This window comes from Micromonospora pisi (assembly GCF_003633685.1).
GTDB lineage: Bacteria > Actinomycetota > Actinomycetes > Mycobacteriales > Micromonosporaceae > Micromonospora_G > Micromonospora_G pisi.
In genome coordinates, this window is record NZ_RBKT01000001.1 from 4,925,827 (window position 1) to 4,945,812 (window position 19,986).

Here is a 19,986-nt window from a genome sequence, read left to right on the forward strand (position 1 = left end):
AGCGGCCCGTTCAGGCGAGGCCCGCAGCGGCGGTCTGGGTGCCGTGTCCGATTTTCGGCACGAGACGCGGGAGCACAATAGCTGTTAGGGCGGTCGCGGACGGTGACCGGGAGAGGTCAACACGTGATCCGTACCGGACGCGTCGGTGGATCATTCCGGCGCAGCCGCCCTCGATCATTCCTCAGTTCGGGAAGGCGGCCATGACAACGAGCGTCGCGAGTGTGTGGAGCCATCGCAACGCACTGCGGCTGCTGGTCCGGCGGGATCTGGCGGTCAAGTACCAGCAGTCGTTCCTCGGCTATTTCTGGTCGCTGCTCGAACCGCTCGCGATGGGCGCCATCTACTGGTTCGTCTTCGGTGTGCTCTACGGCACAGGCACCCACACCGGTCCGGCGAAGGATTCGTACCCGCTCTTCCTCATCACCGGGATCTTCGCCTGGATGTGGACGAACTCCGCGATCAGCGAGGCGACCAGCGCCCTCACCGGGCAGGCCCGGCTGATCACGACGATGAAGGTCCCCCGCGAGGTCTTTCCGATCGGGCGGGTGATCGGCCGGTTCGCCGAGTACCTCGCCGGTATCCCGGTCCTGGTGGTGCTCGCCGCCTACTTCGGTGAGCTGCACTTCGGCTGGGAGTTGCTGGCGCTGCCGCTCGCGGTGGTGTTGCAGACCATCCTGCTCACCGGCGTCGCGCTGCTCCTGTCGTCGTTGAACGTGCTGCTGCGGGACGTGGACCGGCTGATGCGGCTCTTCACCCGGCTGCTCTTCTACGGCACGCCGATCATCTACCCGCTCCAGCTCGTCCAGGATTCCGGTCTGCCGTCCTGGGTGCGAACGCTGTATGAGCTCAATCCGCTGGTCGGCATCTTCGAGCTTTTCCGCGCTATCTGGTACCCGTCGGAATTCCCCAATGCCTGGCTGCTCTCCGTTTCGGTGGTCGGCAGTCTGGTGCTGTTCTTCGGCGGCTGGTGGGTCTTCCGCCGGCTCGAGCCCGCCGTGCTCAAGGAGCTGTAGTGAGCAAGCCGATCATCGAGGCGCACGACCTCGGCATCCAGTTCGTCCGTGGCCGGCGCCGGCAACTGCGCCTGCGTGAGATGTTCATCCACCGGGGTGGGCGGCAGCCGGCGGCGAACGAGTTCTGGCCGTTGCGCAACGTGTCGTTCGAGGTCCAGGCCGGCGACGCGGTCGGCGTCATCGGCAAGAACGGCACCGGCAAGAGCACACTGCTCCGGTTGATCGCCGGGGTGTTGATCCAGGACGAGGGGACGATCACCGTACGTGGTGAGGTGGCCCCGCTGCTGGAGCTCTCCGCCGGTTTCTCCAACGACCTCACCGGGCGGGAGAACGTCCACCTGGTCGGCTCCCTGCACGGGCTGAGTTCCCAGTACCTCAAGAACCAGTTCGACGAGATCGTGTCGTTCGCCGGGGAGCAGGTCGAGAAGGCCATCGACACCCCGGTACGGCACTACTCGTCCGGTATGAAGGTCCGGTTGGGCTTCTCGGTCATCTCGCACCTCCAGCACCCGATCCTGCTGATGGACGAGGTGATGGCGGTGGGCGACACCGATTTCCGCAAGAAGTGCTACGCCACCATCGAACGGATGCTCGGTGAGGGACGTTCGCTGGTGCTCGTCTCGCACAACGAGAACGACCTGACCCGTTTCTGCAACCGTGGGCTCTACTTCAGCGCCGGCAAGTTGCTGATCGACGGCACCGTCCGTGAGGCACTCGACGCGTACAACAACGTGGTCCGGACGTGACGCTGGCGGTCCTGTTCACCCGTTCTGACCAAACCGGTCCGGTCCCACCGGTCGGCGACGTACCGCCGGTGGACCGGCTGTGTGCCCAGTTGACCCACGCCGGTGCCCGGCAGGTGCTGGTCACCGCCGCACCGGCGGAACTGGCCGAGCTGGCCGAGCGGTCCGACGAGCCGATCCTGATCTGTGCCGACGACCTGGTCGCGCACGCCGCGGTCCTGCGCCACCTGGCCACCAGCCCGGTCGGCCCGACCGTCGCGCTGGTGCTGACCGACCCGCCCGCCGCCGGGCAGACGGTGCTCCGGGAGGAACGCGGCCAGGTGGTCGCGGCCGGCGTCGGCGACGCCCGGGTCGACGCCGCCACCGGTACGTTCGGTGGCGCGATCCGGGTCGGGGTCGACGACCTGCCGATCCTCGCCGCCGCCGCCCGTTCCGCCGCCGCGTCGAGCGGGTCGGGGTCGGTCCCGGACCGGATCTTCGCGGCGCTGGTCGGCACCGACGCCACGGTCTTCAGCCACCGGGTACGGCTCCTCGTCGCGCACCGGGCCACCGACGCCGTCGGGGTGGCCGCCGCCACCTCGGCTGTCGCCTCGGTCGACGAGGACAAGGCCGAGCTGCGGCTCTCGGTCAAGGAGAAGGACGACTTCTTCAGCACGTACTTCGTCAGCACCTGGTCTCCGTACGTCACCAAGTTCTGCGCCCGGATCGGGCTCGGCCCGACCGGGGTCACCGCGTTCTCGGTGCTCTTCGCCGTCGCCGCCGCCGCGCTCTTCGGCCTCGGCGGCCGGTCGGCCGCGGTGCTCGGTGCCGTCCTGCTCTACCTCGGGTTCGTGCTCGACTGCGTGGACGGGCAACTGGCCCGGTACACCCGGCACTTCAGCCCCTGGGGCGGCTGGCTCGACACGATGGCGGACCGGGCGAAGGAGTACGCCGTCTACGCCGGTCTCGCGGTCGGCGTCGACCGGGCCGGCCTCGGCAACGGGTGGACGCTGGCGATCGCCGCGCTCACCCTGCAGACCGCCCGGCACATGACGGACACCTGGTACGGCGCGCTGCACGACGAGGCCGCCCGGCGCCCCCAGCCGGCCCCGGCGGCCGGCGGTGGCCTCGGCAACCGGCTGAGCCAGGCGTCCAACCGGGTGCAGGCGGACACCGGCTCGGTCTCGTACTGGCTCAAGCGGACCATCGTCTTCCCGATCGGGGAACGCTGGGCGCTGATCGCGCTGACCGTGGCCCTGTTCAACCCGCTGGTGAGCCTGGTCGCGGTGCTGGTCTGGGGCGGGCTCGCGGCGGCGTACACGCTGGCCCTGCGGACCCTGCGGGCCCGGTCGATGCGGGTCTCGGTGCTGGCCCGGGTGGACACCACGCTCTACCGCGACGACGGTCCGGTCGCCCGCTGGCTCGGCGCCGCCGGCCGCCGGCTGCTGCCCCGGTGGGCCGGCCCGCTGCCGCTCGCCGTGATCGCGGTGGCGGCCAGCGTCACGCTGCTGGCGTGCGGACTGGCCGGGGTGGGTGACACAGGGCTGCGGGTCGCGGTGATCGTGACCGGCCTGGTGGCCGTGCTCGCGGCCGGGCTGCCGTCCGGGCGGTCGCACGCCGGGGCGCTGGACTGGCTGGTCCCGGCGGCGCTGCGGGCGGCCGAGTACCTCTTTGTGATCGCCGTGGACGTGGCCACCGGAATACCGGGTCCGGTCACCTTCGCGTTACTGTTCGTGTTGGCGTTGCATCACTACGACCTGACCGCCCGGTTGGAGAAGCGGAGCGCGGCGCCCGAACTGCGACCGTACGGGCTGGGCTGGGACGGGCGACTGCTCCTGCTGGTCGCGGTGGTGCTCGCCGGGGTGGCCGCGGCGGGAGAGGCGACGCTCGCCGGATACCTCTTCGTGATCCTGACCCTGGGCGCGGTCAGTGGATGGATGTTGCCGGCGGCGCCGGCGCGTCCGAGCACCGGTGGTGCTCTCGGTGTCGACGGCCGGGCCGTGGTGGTCACGGCGGAGGAGCGGAAGCGATGGCCCTGATCAGCTTTGTCGTGCCGGCCTACAAGGTCGAGGGGTACCTGCGGGAGTGCCTGGACTCGATCCTCGGACAGCCGTTCACCGACCTTGAGGTGATCGGCGTCGACGACTGCTCCCCGGACAGCAGCGGCGAGATCTTCGCCGAGTACGCCGCCCGCGACCCCCGGGTGACGGTGGTCGCGCTGCCCGAGAACGTGGGGCTGGGCGAGGCGCGCAACGTCGGACTGGACCGGGCCCGGGGCGAGTACGTCTGGTTCGTCGACAGCGACGACTGGCTCGCCCCGGACACCCTGCCGACGGTGGCACGACGGCTGCGCGAGACGAACCCGGAGCTCCTGATCGTCGACCACGTCCGGTCGTACTGGGACAACACGGTGCTGCGTAGCGCGATGCCGGAGGTCTTCCCGACCCCGCCGGGCGCGACCACGTTCAGCCTCCGTGAGCGGCCGGAGCTGATCGGCCTGCTGCACACCGCCTGGAACAAGGTGGTCCGCCGGGACTTCCTGGTGGAACTGGGGCTGCGCTTCGGACCGGGCTGGTACGAGGACGTGTCGTTCACGTACCCGCTGCTGCTCGCGGCGGAGCGGATCACCGTACTGGACCTGGTCTGCGTCAACTACCGCCAGCGTCGCTCGGGTGCGATCACCCGTACCCAGGGGGACCGGCACTTCGAGGTCTTCCCGCACTGGCAACGGGTGTTCGAGTTCATGGACGAGTGGGCGCCGCAGATGGACGACCTGCGCCCGTTGCTCTTCCGGCGGATGATCTGGCACTACCTGACCGTGCTCGGCAACGGGAACCGGATCGGCACGAAGCTCCGGCCGGCGTTCTTCGCCCGGATGGTCGACGACTACCGGAGGTGGCTGCCGGCCGGCGGTTACCCGGTGCCGGCCGGTCCCGAAGGGGTCAAGCACCGGCTGGTGGCGCAGGGCAGGTGGCGTACGTTCAGCGCGCTGCGCACCGCGTACCAGTTCCGGGGCCGGCTGCGCGACGGAGCCGGCGCCGGCAAGCGGGCGGTGGTGCCCCGGCTGCGCCGTGCCGCCCGGGCCGGACGTGACGGGGCCCTGCGGACCTACTACCAGGTCCAGCTGCGTCTGCCGATCGACCAGTCGTTGGCCCTGTACGCGGCCTACTGGTACCGCGGTTACGCCTGCAACCCGGCGGCGATCCACGCCAAGGCCGCCGAACTGGCCCCGCACATCCGGGGCGTCTTCGTGGTACGCCGGGACCGGGTGTCGAGCCTGCCGCCCGGGGTGGCGTACGTGGTGGCCGGATCGGCCGCCTACTACCGGGCGCTGGCGCGGGCGAAGTGGCTGGTGAACAACGTCAACTTCCCGGATTTCGTGGTGAAGCGGCGCGGCTCGGTGCACATCCAGACGCACCACGGCACCCCGGTCAAGGTGATGGGACTGGACCAGCAGCGGTACCCGACCGGCGCGGTCGGCATGGAGTTCCCGAAGCTGCTGCGCCGGATCGACCGCTGGGACTTCAGCGTTAGCTCCAACACCTTCTCCACCCAGATGTGGGACCGCGCCTACCCGGCCAACTACACGGCGCTCAACACCGGCTACCCGCGTAACGACCGGCTCGCCAACGCCACCGCCGAGGAGGTCGCGGCGATCCGGGCCGGACTCGGCTTCGGCCCCGAGGACCGGGTGGTGCTCTACGCGCCGACCCACCGGGAGCACCTGCCCGGCTACCGGCCGCCGTTCGACGCGGCCGAGTTCGTCGAGGCGCTCGGGCCGCAGACCCGGCTGATGATGCGCAGCCACTACTTCCACGACCGGGACGTGGCCGGCACGGTCAGCGTCGCCGGCCGGGTGCGGGACATGAGCGCCCACCCGTCGGTCGAGGATCTCTACCTCGCCGCCGACGTGCTGATCACGGACTACTCGTCGGCCATGTTCGACTACGGGACACTGGACCGGCCGATCGTCATCTACGCTCCCGACTGGGACGCGTACCGGCTCGCCCGCGGGGTGTACTTCGACGTCACCGCCGAGCCACCGGGAGCGGTCGCCAGGTCCTTCCCGGATCTGCTCGACCTGTTCCGTGGTGGTGCGGTCGACAACGACGCGGCGGCCAAGGCCCGCGCCCATTTCCGGGCACGGTTCTGTGTCCTGGACGACGGCCGGGCGGCCGAGCGGGTGGTGCGCCGGACGTTGCTCGGTGAGCCCGGCTGACACGGGTGCCTGGGAGGCATGAGGTTGGGCGCGTTACTGACTGTTGTGGTGCCGATCTACAACGTGAGCAGCTACCTGGTCGACTGTCTCGACTCGATCGCCGGACAGACGTACCCGGACCTGGACGTGGTGCTGGTCGACGACGGGTCCACCGACGACAGTGGCGAGATCGCCGAGCGGTACGTGGCGGCCAACAACCGGTTCCGCCTGATCCGGCAGGAGAACCGGGGGCTCGGTGCCGCCCGTAACACCGGTATCGACGCGGCGGCCGGCGAGTACCTGACCTTTGTCGACAGCGACGACCTGCTGCCCCCGTACGCGCTGGAACTGCTGGTGGGCGTGCTGGAACAGACCGGTTCCGACTTCGCCTCCGGCAACGTCGCGCTGCTCACCTCGCGTGGCCTGCGGCAGTCGCCGCTGCACCGGGGCACCCACCGGTTCACCGTCCTGCGGACGAACCTGCGGTCCCGCCGCAACCTGGTCTACGACCGCCTCGCCTGCAACAAGGTCTTCCGTCGGTCCTTCTGGGACAAGCACGGGCTGCGGTTCCCGGAGGGCGTCCGCTACGAGGACATCCCACTGACCGTGCCGGCGTACGCGCTGGCCGACGCCGTCGACGTGGTCGACCTGCCGGTCTACTACTGGCGGCAGCGGGAGCCCGGCGCCGAACTGTCGATCACCCAACGCCAGCACGAGGTGCGTAACCTGGTCGACCGGTTCGCCGCCGTGGACAGCGCAAGCCGGTCGCTGGCCGCGCTCGACGGCAAGCTCAAGGACTGGTACGACGAGACCACACTCGTCAACGACCTGCGGATATTCCTGGATCTGCTGCCGGACGTCGACCAGCGGTACCGGGAGGCCTTCATCGACCTGGCCGCGGACTTCCTCAGCCGGGTCGACGAGCGGGTGCTCGACCGGTTGGTCGCGCGGCTACGGGTGGCCTGGCGGCTGGCTCGCGTACGGGCCCTGCCGGAACTGGTCGCGGTGGTGGCCGCGAGCAGGCTCGGCGCCACCCCGCCGGTGGTACGCCGGGGCGGCGGCCGTTACGTGCAGCTCCCGCTCCTCGACGCGGGGCACCCGGCGGCGCCCCGGGAGGCGTTCCAGGCCGAGTCGGGTATCCGGACCGAGGTGCACGAGCTGCGCTGGGTCGACGGCCGGCTGCACCTGCGTGGCCTCGCCTACGACGCGGCCCGGGGAGCCGCCCAGCCGTGGGCGGCCGCCCGGGTGTTCTGGCTCCGCGAGATCACCGGGAAGCGGCGTGTGCTGCGCCTGCCGAGCCGACCCCGCCGGGTCGCGCAGGCGCCCAGTTCCGTGCCGTACGGCTGGTCGGGATTCTCGGCCGCGCTCGACCCGCGCCGGCTGCGGAGCCGGGACGGCTGGCGGGACGGCGAGTGGGTCTTCAACATCGCGTTGGTCAACTCGGGTGGCCCGCACCGGCGGACGCTCGGCCTGGGCGATTTCCGCCCGGCGCTGCCGGCCCGCTGGGTCGATGACGGGGTACGCATCGTGCCGTTCCCGGACCGGAGCGGGCTGCGGCTACGGGTGGAACGCCCCCGGGCCTGGGTGACCGGTACCTGGATCGAGGGTGGCACCCTGCTGGTCGCCGGACGGGCGCTGACCAGCCCGGTCGGGGCGACGATCCAGCTCGCCCGCAGCGCCGGGGTGCTCTGGCGGGCGTACCCGGTGGAGGTGTCGACGCCGGCGACGGCGTCGGAGGTGGCACCGGGTGGCAGGTCAGCGGAGGACCCGGGGCCAGGTGACCCGTCGCTCGGTGCGGCGATCACGCCGGAGGACGGCTCGGCCGTCGGGGTGGCCTGGACCGCCCGTGTGCCGGTGGCCGACCTGGTGGCGGGCGCCGGACTGGCGGGCTGGTCGGTTCTGGTGGGCGAGGTCGGCGCCAGCTGGCGGGTGGCCCTGACGGAGGCGGACGGCAAGACGTGGGAGTTGCCGGTACGCGTCGGCTACACCACCTCCCGGCAGGTCGTCGGCGAGGTGGAGGTGGTCGCCCAGCCGGCCGACGACGAGGTGTTGTCGCTGCGGGTGCTTCCGCCCGGACCGGTGGCCAGCGCGGTCGAGTTGGCCGACGGGATGCTCTCGCTCCGCGGTGAACTGCCCAGCGGTCTGCCCGGTCGGGGCGACCTGCGGATCGTGCTCCGCCGGCCGGTCGGTGCGGATCCGTTCGAGGTGCTGCCGCCGGACATCGAACTGCCGGGGGAGGTCTCCGCCGGCTGGCGGGTACGGATCCCGCTGTCGGGCGCGACCGCCGTACCGGACGGCGACTGGCTGCTGCTCTACCGCTGGGGCCCGGACCAGGAACCGTTCGACCTCCCCTTCGACATCGCCGCCCGGCGCTCGCTGCCCCGGGACGCGTCCTCGGGCGGCCGGCGACTGGAACTGCTGCCGGAGCGGGATCGGGAGACCCTGCGGCTCAGCACGCCGTAGCCGGCTCAACTGGTGCAAGCGCGGTGACCGTCGGCGCTCCGCCGGCCCGGTAGCCGGGCCGGCGGAGCGCCGACGGTCACGTTGTCCTGGTCGTCCTCGAGGTCGCGGGACGAGGCGTGCCGTGCGGGATCAGGCCGACGGCGGCGGGGTCGGGCGGCTGACCCGACGCCGGACCTTACGGGCCACCCCGATCGCGGCCTGGCGGGCGACGAACCGGGTGGCGTTGGCGAGCGACCGTACGCCGCCGACCGGGATGGTCTCGACGTCACCGAGGGACGCCCGCCGGGCGCGCTTGCCGGCCGGGTGTACGAGCCGTGGACGGGGCGAGACCAGGCTGGCCGGGGTGAGCAGGCTGAGGTCGACCACGCCGAACTCCTCGCCACTGACCCACCGTTCGCCAGCGACCTCGGCCACCACCTTGTCCAGGGGCTCCTCCGGCCGTCCCACCCGCCGCGCCCGGCTCAGCGCCGAGGTACGCCACAGGGCGAGCGCCTCCGCCGGTGACTTCGCGCCGCCGGGAAGCAGTCGGACCAGGCCGGCCTGCCATTCGTCGGCCACCTGCACCAGCCGGCGCACGGTGTTGACGTCGACGCCCAGGTGCGACGGGACGTTCAGCAGGAACGGGGACGGGAACGCGGTGGCCGGTGCCTCCCGTACCAGTTCCACCCGGGGGTCCGAGCGGTAGGTGACCAGGAGCAGCCGGCGGTCGAGCAGCGGGTCGGCGAGGATCGAGCGGCGGTTGTCGTCGACCGCGTCCCAGTCCGCGACCAGCATGACCCGCAGGTCGGTCTGGTCTCCGGCGAGCAACCGGTCGACGCAGGTCCGGACCAGTTCGAAGGAACCCTCGGCCGGCACCACGGCGGTGATCAGCGGGACCGCCCAGGAGCGGTTCGCGGCCGGCCGCAGATAGCGGGGGTGGGGCATCCGCTCGGCCAGGTACGGGTGGTTGTAGCGGCGCAGCGCGTCACCCTTGGTCTGCATGTGGGTGGCGCCCATGTGCCAGCTGCCGGCCTGCGGCTCGGGGATGAAGACGGCACCCTGTTGGGTGAGCCGGTAGCCGAACTCGGTGTCCTCACCGAGGCGGAGTTCGGTGTCGAGCCCGCCGGCGGCGAGGTAGAGGGAGCGGGTCAGCGCGGCGGTCGCGCCGACGTGGGCCCGGAAGTTGAGGTGGTCGCCGCCGCGTAGCTGGTCGGTCTCGTTGATCAGCTTCTCGACGTAGTCGTGCGGTTCGGTGTCCTGGATCCGGTACAGCTTGTCGATGGTCCCGGCGGCGCACCGCTCGGCGACCTCCTCCGGGGTGGGGAAGTTGCCGGCGACGAAGCGCTTGTAGCCGAGCGTCACGGCCTCTTCGGAGACGTGCTGCCACCGGACCTGGGCCTCGATGTGGTCGGGGAAGACGACCATGTCCGCGTCGAGCCAGTGCAGGATCTCGCCGTCACTGTTGCTCGCGCCGACGTGCAGCGCGTTCGACCGACCCCAGCCGGTCGAGTGTTCCGGGACCCGGACGATCCGGCAGTTGGCCGGGCGGATCTTCGGCAGCTCGATCGGCGGTTCGCTGCCGTCATCGGCCACGATTACCTCAAGCAGGTGGTCCGGGTACGTCTGGTGACTCAATGAGGCCAGGGTGAGGTTCAGCGTTTCCTGGCAGTTGTAGGCCGGGATAACAACCGACACCGACCTGGTCGGCTGCCATTCGCCGAGCTTGCCGGGTTGGAGCGGGCTCCAATCGTTGCGGACTAACCTGACCTGGTCTGGGTGCGCGCCCGACGGGACGCTGTTCCGGGCTGACACGAGGCACAGTCTAGCTACGAGCGGCAGGCGGACCGGTCGGTGCTCTCCAGTTCGATGACATCCGCCGGAGCCCGCGTCACCGCAGGAAAAGGCCCATCTCAATACGGAAAGTGATGACGAGGTGGCTATTTTGCGAGAAGGGACGTTGTTGTCGAACAAGTAATGAAGAGGTGGTGAGCAGGTGGTGTGATTCCGCTCAGTAATGTCGCCCCGACCGGCACGTACACTTTTGAGGGACTATCGTGAGATCTTCGGGGTTGTCAGTACGGCTGCGGTGACGCCAGTTCGGCGTCACGGACTGTGGGCGGCGAGCCCGCCCTCAGACACCGCCGACGGAGAGAGGGACCGGGTTTTGTCGAGCGAGGACACGCCGGAGAAGTTCAACCGCTGGCGGGTGGTTGTCGGTGACCGGCGGGGAGCGCGCCGCCGGCGTTGGCCGACCGCGATGGCGGCGGCCGGCCTGACCGAAATTCCTGGCCGGCCCCGGGGTCGGACCGCTCCACAACCCGGCGACCGGGTGGTCCGGCTGGCGGTCGCCGCAGAGTCGGTGGACTGGCTCTGGCACCTGATCGACGACCCCTTCGCGCTGGTCCAGGTACGCCGGCTGACCGTGGTGGTCGACAGCTGGCGGATTCCCGAGGGCGGCTGGTCCGGTCGGCTCGGGCCACTGCGGCACGTACTCGCGCACCAGGTCCGGCTTCCTCGGGGGATACAGGGCCGGGCGGTCGTCGAACTCGAGGTCAAGTGGTCGACCCCGCTGCGGGCGTTGCTCACCGCGATCATCCCGTTGCTCACGCCGGTGCGCCCGATCCCCCGTCCGGCGAGTGCCGACGTCGCCGCCCAGGACGTCGAGCCCGGGTGGCTCGGCCTGGGGCAGAACATCACCATGGTTCGTGGCCCGCTGCCGGGCAACAACGACATCCGGGCTCACGACGTGGTGCTGACCGCCACCGGCGAGCCGATGCCGCTGGCGCAGCCCGCGGCGACCGAGACCAGCGTCGTCACCACCGCCGACTCCGCTGCGGTGGCGGCGCCCGCCCCGGCGGACCTGTACGCGATGACGGTGGCAGCCGGACCGTACGGCGCCGGGCTGGCGCAGCGGCCGGCGACCGCGCTGATCGATCTCGACCGGGCGGTGGTCACCGGCAGGTACGGCCCGTTCGGGGCGTCCGCCGGCCGGGCCGAACTGACCTTCACCGACGCCGGGGACGGGTGGGGTTACCGGATCACCGGCTCGGACGGGCTCCTCTGCGAGGGCCGGATCGACCGGCCCTGGCGCAGCGAAGAGGTGCTCGCGGCGCTGGCCGGAGTCGCTGTGCTGCACTGCGCCACGGTGCCGGCGCGGCACCCGCTCGCCGAGGCCGGATTCCTGGTGCACCTGATCCTCGCGGGTCTGCTCGTGCACGTACCCGACCTGCCGGACGCGGTCGGGGCGCACCTGGCCGACGAGGTCCGTGACAGTCTCCGGGCCGAACTGCCCGCACGTACCGGTCAGGACCTGGAGTGGGAGGTGCGGACGGTGGCCCAGCGGCGTTCGGCGATGCGTCTGCACGCCGGCGGCTTCGCGCTGCCCCGGCTCACCGCCGCCGCGTTCCCGACCCTGGCCGAGGTGCCGTCGGTGAGCGCGCTGCTGGTCACGAAGCGGCTGCAACATGTGATCGAGGCGGTCAACGCGATCGAGCGGCAGACGTACCCCAACCTGGAGATCGTGCTCTGCCTGCACGGGGTGGAGTTGCCGGCGGAGCTGCGTGCCCGGGTGGCCCGCAGTGCCCGGCCGATCGAGATCATGACCCTGCCGGCGGAGCAGGGCTTCGGTGAGGCGATCGGTGCCGCCACCGCCCGTGCCCGGGGCAGTCTGGTGACGAAGTTCGACGACGACGACACGTACGGCCCGGAGCACGTCTGGGACCTGGTGCTCGCGCGGCAGTACTCCGGCGCGATGATGGTCGGCAAGGGCGCCGAGTTCGTCTACCTGCAGACTCTGGACACGACGGTACGGCGCGACGCTGGTGTCGCCGAGCAGTACGTCTCGGTGGTCGCCGGCGGCACGATGCTGATCAGCCGGGGTGACCTGGAACAGGTGGGCGGTTGGCGTCCGGTGCCGCGTTCGATCGATCGGGGACTGCTCGACCGGGTACGCCGGGCCGGTGGCCTGATCTACCGGACCCACCCGCTCGGCTACGTCTACCAGCGTCGCTCCGACGGACACACCTGGGATCCCGGCCTGGAGTACTTCCTGCGCGGCGGCGGAATGCAGTGGTCCGGGCTGCCCCGGCATCGCGAGTTCGGCACCGAGTCCGGCCTGGACGGACTGACCACGATGGGTGTCGCGGCGGCAACCGAGCCGTGGGCGGCTCCCCACCGCTGACCTGGATACGCTGGTGGGGCCGGGGTTCCGGTCCCATGCACCGTTTGTCGACAGTGGAGGAACCGGCCCGGGAGGGCTAACAAAAGTCCGTTGCGTACGAGTTACCGAACCGTCACGTTATGAGCATGGGACTTTTACCCGATGGGCGTGGGCGATGATCCTCGTCACAGTCATCTCGGGGACCAGCTCGATCCAGCGGGGAGGTGACGGTGACAACCGTCGCGCTCAAGGACGTGACAAAGGTATTCGCCGACGGAACGATCGCGGTCGACAGCGTCAACCTCGACGTCAACGACGGCGAGTTCATGGTGCTGCTCGGCCCCTCGGGCTGCGGCAAATCCACAGTGCTCCGGATGGTCGCCGGACTGGAGGAGCCGAGCAGCGGCGCGATCCTGCTCGACGGTGAGCTGGCGAACGACCTGCCACCACGCGACCGGCGGATCGCCATGGTGTTCCAGGACTTCGCGCTCTATCCACACATGACGGTCGGCGACAACATCGCCTTCCCGCTGCGCCTCTCCGGGGTCGAACCGGCGCCCCGGGGCGAGCGGGTCAACGACGTGGCGAGCGCCCTCGGCATCGGCGACGTACTCGCCCGGAAGCCGAGTCAGCTCTCCGGCGGGCAGCGGCAACGGGTGGCGATGGGGCGCGCGATCGTACGACGTCCCGGCCTCTTCCTGATGGACGAGCCGCTCTCCAATCTCGACAGTGGGCTCCGGGCCGAGCTGCGCGCGGAGATCTCCGGGCTGGTCCGGGAACTGGGCGTGAGCACCATCTACGTCACCCACGACCAGGCCGAGGCGTTGACCATGGCCGACCGGGTGGCGATCATGCGCAAGGGCGTACTCCAGGACGTCGGCACCCCGACCCAGGTCTACGGCCGCCCGGCGACCCTCTATGTCGCGGCCTTTCTCGGCAGTCCGAGGATGAACCTGCTGGAGGCGTCGGTCTACGTGCATCTCGACCGGTACGTCACCCTCAACCTCGGTGAGCAGTCGCTCTACCTGCCCTGGGACGACATCAGGTCCCGGGCGGTGGCGCACTACCACGGTGAGCGGATCGTGGTCGGGATGCGAGCCGAGGCGCTCAGCCCGGTGGCGCCGGATTCTCCCGGTGACGTGCTCCAGGGGCGGATCCGCTACCTCGAACACCACGGACACGAGTCGCTGGCCTTTCTCGACATCGGCGCCACCGCGATCGTGGTGGACGAACTGGGCGGGCCGGTCCGTGGGCAGAGCCAGGGCGGGGGACGGCTCCGGCGGTTCGGTCACGCTGTGCAGCGGCTCACCGGGCGGGCGACGGTCCCGGCCCCGCCTGCGGCGGAGCGGGAGATGGTCGGCCCGGGGGCACGGACCAGTGTGCTCAACGACCCGGGGCGCCACCACCGCCGCCCGGCGGAGCTGGCCGTACGCCTGGCGCCGTACCCGGCGGTCGCGGCCGGACATCCGCTGGCGATCTCCGTACGCATGGACGCGCTGCATTTCTTCGACGAGCGGGGCGACCGCATCGATGTGGGGTGGCGCTGACGCGGTGCAACCGCCTAGCGTCGATACGCTCCGTTTTCGATGTCCCATCGACTCGATGTCCCATTGAAGGGAACCATCTGTGGCAACCGACGGCTCCGGCCCGCTCGTGATCGAGCGAATTCTCCGTGATCGGCATGGCATCTGGCAGCAGGTGGTCGCGGACCGGGACCTCAACGCGCTGACCGGCAAGATGCTCGCTGCCTCGACAATCGCGCTGGCCTGTTACGGCGCGGTGCTCGGTGCGTTCCACAGTTTCCTGATGGCGCTCACGTCAGCGGTCAAGCTGCCGCTGTTGTTCCTGGTCACGCTCGCGATCTGCCTGCCGACGCTGTACCTGTTCAACCTCGTCTTCGGGGCGCGGCTGTCGGTACGTCAGGCGGTGTCGATGGTGATGGTGGCGATCACCGTCACCTCGATGCTTGCGGTGGCGTTCGCGCCGATCAGTCTCTTCTTCCTGATCACCGCACCCGATTACGGCTTCTTCAAGCTGCTGAACGTGGCGATCCTGACCCTCTCGGCATTTGTCGGGCTGAGGTTCCTGACCGGCGGCATGCAGGTGCTCAACGAGCACGGCCTGCTGGCTCCGACGACACCCGCGCAGGTCCCGGCGACGGCGACCCCGGCGACCGTTGGTGCGCCGCTGGTCGAGGGCGGTGTCCCGGCGCAGCCGGTGCCGGCCACGGTGGGCGCGGTCAACGGCGACGGTACGGCGCCGGCCGCCGTACCGGTTGCCGCCGCGACGCCCGTCCCGCCGCCCGCGCTGGTGGCGGTGGCGACCCAACCGCACCCGCAGTTCCACCCGGCACCGGCCGGGTTCTACCGGCCGCAGCCGGCGGCCCGGGTCGCGACCTCCGGTCAGCGGCCGGCGAGCATGACCCTGCTCTACATCTGGATCCTGCTCTTCGGGTTCGTCGGCACCCAGCTCGCCTGGACCCTGCGCCCGTTCTTCGGCAGCCCTGACCAGGACTTCGCGTTCTTCCGCAGCATCGAGGGAAACTTCTACGCCGAGATCCTGCGGACCATCGCCAATCTCTGAGACCCTTGCCGGAACAAATTACTGACGAGTAGCCTCCGGCCATGACCATCGACTCACGTCAGATCGCCGCCGGCATGCTCGACGGGGTGCCGTTCGCCCGCACCCTCGGCTTCGAATTCGTGGAGATCGCCCCGGACGGCGCCGAGGGTGTCCGGGCCACGGTCCGGCTGCCGGACTCGCCCGCCGCCCACAACCACGTCGGCGGGCCACACGCCGGTGCGCTCTTCACGCTCGGCGAGACCGCGTCCGGTGCGGTCGTCCTGGCCGCCTTCGGTGGGCTGCTCGACCGCGCCGTACCGCTCACCGTCGCCGCCGACATCCGCTACCGGAAGCTCGCCCTCGGGGCGGTCCGGGCGACCGCCCGGCTCGGCCGTCCGGTTCCCGAGGTGATCTCCGAGTTCGACGGCGGGACCCGGCCGGAGTTCCCGGTCCTGGTCGAGATCGGCACCGAGGACGGCGAGCTGACCGCCGAGATGACCGTGCTCTGGACGCTGCGCCGGCAGTAACCGGGCACGACCGGCGAGCCGGGTGACGCAAAGACGTTTATCCGGCCCGTCCATGCGGATAAGTTGATGATGTGCTGGGCCTACCCGGTCATGTGACCGCCTGCCTCTTCGACCTGGACGGCGTGTTGACCCAGACCGCCCGGGTCCACAACGCCGCCTGGGCCGAGACCTTCGACGACTTCCTGCGCCGCCGGGCCGCGGACCGAGGTGAGCCCTTCCAGCCGTACGACCCGGGGGCGGACTACAACCAGTACGTCGACGGCCGGCCGCGCGCCGACGGCGTCCGTACCTTCCTCGCCTCCCGGAACATCGTGCTGCCGGAGGGAAGCCCCGACGACCCGCCCCGGGCGGACACGGTCAACGGGATCGGCAACCGTAAGAACGAGATCCTGCTCCGGCGGATCCACACCGACGGCGTCCAGGTGTACGACGGTTCGGTCGCGTACCTGCGCGCCGCCGCCGGACACGGGCTGCGCCGGGCGGTCGTGTCGGCGAGCGCCAACTGCCGTGACGTGGTCGCCTCCGCCGGTCTCGAAGACCTGCTCGAAGCCCGGGTCGACGGCATCGTCGCCGCCCAGCGCGGACTACGCGGAAAGCCGCACCCGGACACCTTCCTGGCCGCCGCCGAACTGCTCGGGGTCAAACCCGACCAGGCCGCGGTCTTTGAGGACGCGCTGGCCGGGGTCGAGGCGGGCCGCTCCGGCGGCTTCGGCTATGTGGTCGGCGTCGACCGGGTCGGGCAGGCCGACGCGCTGCGCGCGCACGGGGCCGACGTCGTCGTCACCGACCTGGCCGAGCTGCTCGGCAGAGAGGGAACCCGATGATCCGCGAGCGGGCGTACCCGGTGGAGCCCTGGCACGTCCGGGAGACCCGGCTCGACGTGGACGTACTGGCCCAGTCCGAGTCGGTATTCGCGCTGGCCAACGGGCACATCGGACTTCGCGGCAACCTGGACGAGGGGGAGCCGCACGGACTGCCCGGCACCTACCTGAACTCCTTCTTCGAACTACGGCCGCTGCCGTACGCGGAAGCCGGGTACGGGTTCCCCGAGTCCGGTCAGACCATCGTCAACGTCACCAACGGCAAACTGATCCGGCTCCTCGTCGACGACGAACCGTTCGACGTGCGCTACGGCGAACTGTTCGACCACGAACGGGTGCTCGACCTGCGCGCCGGCACCCTGCACCGGTCGGTGCTGTGGCGCTCGCCGGCCGGCAAGCGGGTCCGGATCAGCAGCACCCGGCTGGTCTCCTTCACCCAGCGGTCGGTGGCGGCGATCCGCTACGAGGTGGAACCGGTCGACGAGCCGTTGCGCCTGATCGTGCAGTCGGAACTGGTCGCCAACGAGGTGCTGCCCGCGCAGAGCCGGGACCCCCGGGTCGCGGCGGTGCTGGAGTCGCCGCTGGAGTCCGAGGAGCACCTGGCACTGGAGGACGGCGGCCTGCTGGTTCACCACACCCGGGCGAGCGGGCTGCGGCTCGCGGCGGCCATGGGTCACGAACTGGACGGACCGACCCGGACCACGCTCAGCACCGAGACCTTCGACGACTGGGCCCGGACCACCGTCACCTGCGTCACCCAGCCGGGGGAGCGGATCCGGCTGGACAAGTACATCGCGTACGGCTGGTCCAGCGAACGGTCTCGCCCGGCACTGCGGGACCAGGTCGGCGCCGCGCTCGCCGGTGCCCGCTTCTCCGGTTGGAGCGGGCTCCTGGCCGAACAGCGCGACTACCTCGACGCCTTCTGGGACACCTCGGACGTACGGGTCGAGGGCGATCCGGAGGTGCAGCAGGCGGTCCGCTTCGGCCTGTTCCACGTGCTCCAGGCGGGGGCGCGGGCGGAGTTGCGGCCGATCGCGGCCAAGGGGCTCACCGGTCCCGGGTACGACGGGCACGTCTTCTGGGACACCGAGACCTTCGTGCTGCCGGTGCTGACGTACACGTTGCCGTCGGCCGTGGTGTCCGGACTGCGGTGGCGGCACTCGACCCTCAACATGGCCCAGGAACGGGCGCGGACCCTCGGGCTGAACGGGGCCGCGTTCCCGTGGCGGACGATCCGGGGCCAGGAGTGCTCCGCTTACTGGCCGGCGGGAACAGCGGCGTTCCACATCGCCGCGGACATCGCCGACGCGGTACGGCGGTACGTGCAGGCCACCGGTGACCTGGACTTCGAACGCGAGGTCGGGCTGGAGCTGCTGGTCGAGACCGCCCGGCTGTGGCGCTCGCTCGGCCACCACGACCGGGCCGGCAGGTTCCACCTGGACGGGATGACCGGTCCGGACGAGTACACGGCGGTGAAGAGCGACAACATCTACACCAACCTGATGGCGCAGCGGAACCTGCTCGCGGCGGCGGAGGCGGTGGGCCGGCACGGTGACCACGCCTGGCGGCTCGGGGTGGACGACGAGGAGACCGCCGCGTGGCGGGACGCGGCGAACGCGATGCACATCCCGTACGACGCGGAACTTCGGGTGCACCAGCAGGTGGAGGGTTTCACCCAGCTCCAGGAGTGGGATTTCGCGGGCACCCCGCCGGAGAAGTACCCGCTGCTGCTCAACTATCCGTACTTCGACCTCTACCGCAAGCAGGTGGTGAAGCAGGCGGACCTGGTGCTGGCGATGCACTGGCGCGGGGACGCCTTCACCGCGGAGGAGAAGGCCCGCAACTTCGCCTACTACGAGCGCCGTACGGTTCGTGACTCGTCGTTGTCCGCCTGCACCCAGGCGGTCCTCGCCGCCGAGGTGGGACATCTCGAACTGGCCCACGACTACCTGGGCGAAGCCGCCCTGATGGACCTGCACGACCTGAACCAGAACACCCGCGACGGGGTCCACGTCGCCTCCCTGGCCGGGGCGTGGATCGCACTGGTCGCCGGCTTCGGTGGCATGCGCGACCACGCGGACATCCTCTCCTTCACGCCCCGGTTGCCGAACCGGATCGACCGGTTGGAGTTCTCACTGGTCTGGCACGGGCACCGGCTGCGGGTGGACGTACGGGAACGGGAGACGACGTACGCGCTGCGCAACGGCGACCGGAGCGGCACGGTGGACCTGCTCCACCACGGCGAGCGGGTCCGGGTCACGTGTGACGAACCGGTCACCAAGCCGAACCCGCCGCCGTCGGCGGTGGGTCCGACACCGCAGCAGCCGCCCGGCCGCGCCCCGGCCCGCCGGGCCTCGGTCGCCGAGAGCGCCGGTTCGGCCCCGCCGATCGAGCCGCAGACCCCGGGCAAGCCCCAGGCGTAGTACGCCGCCGTGCCACCCGGCCCGTCCGTCAGAGCAGGGCCGCCGGGCCCGTCCGGTCAGAGCAGGGCCGCCGGGCCCGTCCGGTCAGAGCAGGGAGAGGTGTACGTGGTTGGTGTGGTCGCTGGACGGGTCGCCGTGCGCCGAGGAGTACGTCTTCCACCCGGTCGCCGGGAACCAGATCTGCCGGTACCAGATCACATAGAGGATGCCGAGCTTGTCGGCGTTACGGACCAGGAACGCGGCGAGGTTGTTGCCGTACGTCTTGTCGCCGCCGGTGGCGTCGCCGCCGAAGCCGTTCGGCTGCGCCGAGAAGTCACAGGCCCGGCCCTTCGGGTGTTCGAACGGTCCGCCCGTCCGGTAGCAGGAGACGTGCCTGGTGAAGCCGAGGCGCCGGGTCTCCTCGAGCGCGTGCAGGGTGCGCGGCGTCAGGCAGCCCTTGGTCGTCGGGTCGGAGCGGGTGCAGGACTGGGCCGGCCAGGACCCGTCCCGGCTACGTGGGGCCGGATCCGCCACCGGTGAGGCGGCGTCGACGAACCCCTCGGTGGCGATGCCGCCGACCTGCGCGAGGGCACGTTCCGCCGCCTGCTTCTGTTTGGCCATGGTGGCGAGGTGCCGCTGCTCCTCGGCGAGTGCCGCGTCGGCCGCGCTCTTGGCCCGGCTGGCCCGGTTTCGCGCTTCCCGAAGCTGGCGCAGCTTGCTGTTGTCGCGTTGCGCGATCAGGTCGAGGCCCTCGGCCCGCTTCATGAACTCGTCCGGCCCGGCACTGCCGAGCAGTGCGCTGAGCGGTCCGATCCGACCGAGCCGGTAGGCGTTCACCGCCACCTCACCGACCTCGGGGCCGATCAGGGAGAGCTGCTCCTCGATCTGTCGCAGTTCGTCGGCGAGTACGGCCTGACGTTTGCGTGAGTTCTCCACCGCGTTGCTGGCCGCCGCGTAACCTCGCCCGGTCGATTCGAGGACGTCGCGTAAGAGAGGGTTGCCGCCTTCGTCGCCCGGCGTGACCGGGCCAGCGGGCGCGGCTGCGGCGGGTCCGGCCGCGACTGCCGCGCCGGCGAGTGTGCTCACCGCGGCGAGCAGGGTCAGGGCCAGCGAGAACCGCTGACGCATAGGTGTCGTCAT

Annotated in this window: 13 protein-coding genes; 11 read left to right on the plus strand and 2 right to left on the minus strand. The window is 70.8% G+C overall.

Annotation, left to right across the window (positions count from 1 at the left end; translation table 11 throughout):
• The first annotated feature begins 200 nt into the window (after window positions 1–200).
• From BDK92_RS20985 to BDK92_RS21005, 5 genes are read left to right on the plus strand one after another with little or no spacing between them, the layout of a single operon-like run.
• Window positions 201–1,013, plus strand: a complete 813-nt coding sequence (locus tag BDK92_RS20985; RefSeq protein ID WP_121158256.1) for an ABC transporter permease — start codon at window positions 201–203, stop codon at window positions 1,011–1,013.
• A complete protein-coding gene (locus tag BDK92_RS20990; RefSeq protein WP_121158257.1) occupies window positions 1,013–1,759 on the plus strand; it encodes an ABC transporter ATP-binding protein in 747 nt (248 codons plus the stop codon). Before BDK92_RS20985 ends, BDK92_RS20990 begins: the two co-directional genes overlap by 1 nt.
• Window positions 1,756–3,774 carry a DUF5941 domain-containing protein gene (locus tag BDK92_RS20995; RefSeq protein WP_425462248.1) on the plus strand — a complete coding sequence of 673 codons (2,019 nt, stop codon included), beginning with the start codon at window positions 1,756–1,758 and terminating at the stop codon, window positions 3,772–3,774. Before BDK92_RS20990 ends, BDK92_RS20995 begins: the two co-directional genes overlap by 4 nt.
• Window positions 3,765–5,954, plus strand: coding sequence for a bifunctional glycosyltransferase/CDP-glycerol:glycerophosphate glycerophosphotransferase (locus BDK92_RS21000; RefSeq protein WP_121158258.1), 2,190 nt, complete (start codon window positions 3,765–3,767; stop codon window positions 5,952–5,954). Before BDK92_RS20995 ends, BDK92_RS21000 begins: the two co-directional genes overlap by 10 nt.
• Before the next feature lie 48 nt (window positions 5,955–6,002).
• Complete coding sequence (locus BDK92_RS21005) at window positions 6,003–8,396, plus strand: glycosyltransferase family 2 protein (RefSeq protein ID WP_170208634.1); 2,394 nt, start codon at window positions 6,003–6,005, stop codon at window positions 8,394–8,396.
• A 129-nt stretch (window positions 8,397–8,525) separates the two neighbouring features.
• Here BDK92_RS21005 and BDK92_RS21010 read toward each other — a convergent pair whose 3' ends face one another.
• A complete protein-coding gene (locus BDK92_RS21010; protein ID WP_170208635.1) occupies window positions 8,526–10,187 on the minus strand; it encodes a glycosyltransferase family 2 protein in 1,662 nt (553 codons plus the stop codon).
• A gap of 352 nt (window positions 10,188–10,539) precedes the next feature.
• Here BDK92_RS21010 and BDK92_RS21015 point away from each other — a divergent pair, with 352 nt between their 5' ends.
• The 6 genes from BDK92_RS21015 to BDK92_RS21040 all read left to right on the plus strand — a co-directional run bounded on the left by BDK92_RS21015 (window position 10,540) and on the right by BDK92_RS21040 (window position 18,867).
• The gene (locus BDK92_RS21015; protein WP_170208636.1) at window positions 10,540–12,555 is read left to right on the plus strand and encodes a glycosyltransferase family 2 protein; all 2,016 of its coding nucleotides are present in this window, start codon (window positions 10,540–10,542) and stop codon (window positions 12,553–12,555) included.
• Window positions 12,556–12,764: 209 nt separating this feature from the next.
• Window positions 12,765–14,081, plus strand: a complete 1,317-nt coding sequence (locus tag BDK92_RS21020) for an ABC transporter ATP-binding protein (RefSeq protein ID WP_121162442.1) — start codon at window positions 12,765–12,767, stop codon at window positions 14,079–14,081.
• A 79-nt stretch (window positions 14,082–14,160) separates the two neighbouring features.
• On the plus strand, window positions 14,161–15,117 hold the full coding sequence (locus BDK92_RS21025) for a hypothetical protein (RefSeq protein ID WP_121158262.1): 957 nt from the start codon (window positions 14,161–14,163) through the stop codon (window positions 15,115–15,117).
• Between the two features lie 41 nt (window positions 15,118–15,158).
• Entirely contained in the window at window positions 15,159–15,623 is a 465-nt protein-coding gene (locus BDK92_RS21030) for a DUF4442 domain-containing protein (protein ID WP_121158263.1), read from the plus strand.
• A 71-nt stretch (window positions 15,624–15,694) separates the two neighbouring features.
• Window positions 15,695–16,447, plus strand: a complete 753-nt coding sequence (locus BDK92_RS21035; protein ID WP_121158264.1) for an HAD family hydrolase — start codon at window positions 15,695–15,697, stop codon at window positions 16,445–16,447.
• Entirely contained in the window at window positions 16,444–18,867 is a 2,424-nt protein-coding gene (locus BDK92_RS21040) for a glycoside hydrolase family 65 protein (RefSeq protein ID WP_121158265.1), read from the plus strand. The genes BDK92_RS21035 and BDK92_RS21040 overlap by 4 nt, the downstream gene beginning before the upstream one ends.
• A gap of 84 nt (window positions 18,868–18,951) precedes the next feature.
• On the opposite strand, the gene BDK92_RS21045 is transcribed toward BDK92_RS21040, so the two are convergent.
• Complete coding sequence (locus BDK92_RS21045) at window positions 18,952–19,986, minus strand: coiled-coil domain-containing protein (RefSeq protein ID WP_121158266.1); 1,035 nt, start codon at window positions 19,984–19,986, stop codon at window positions 18,952–18,954.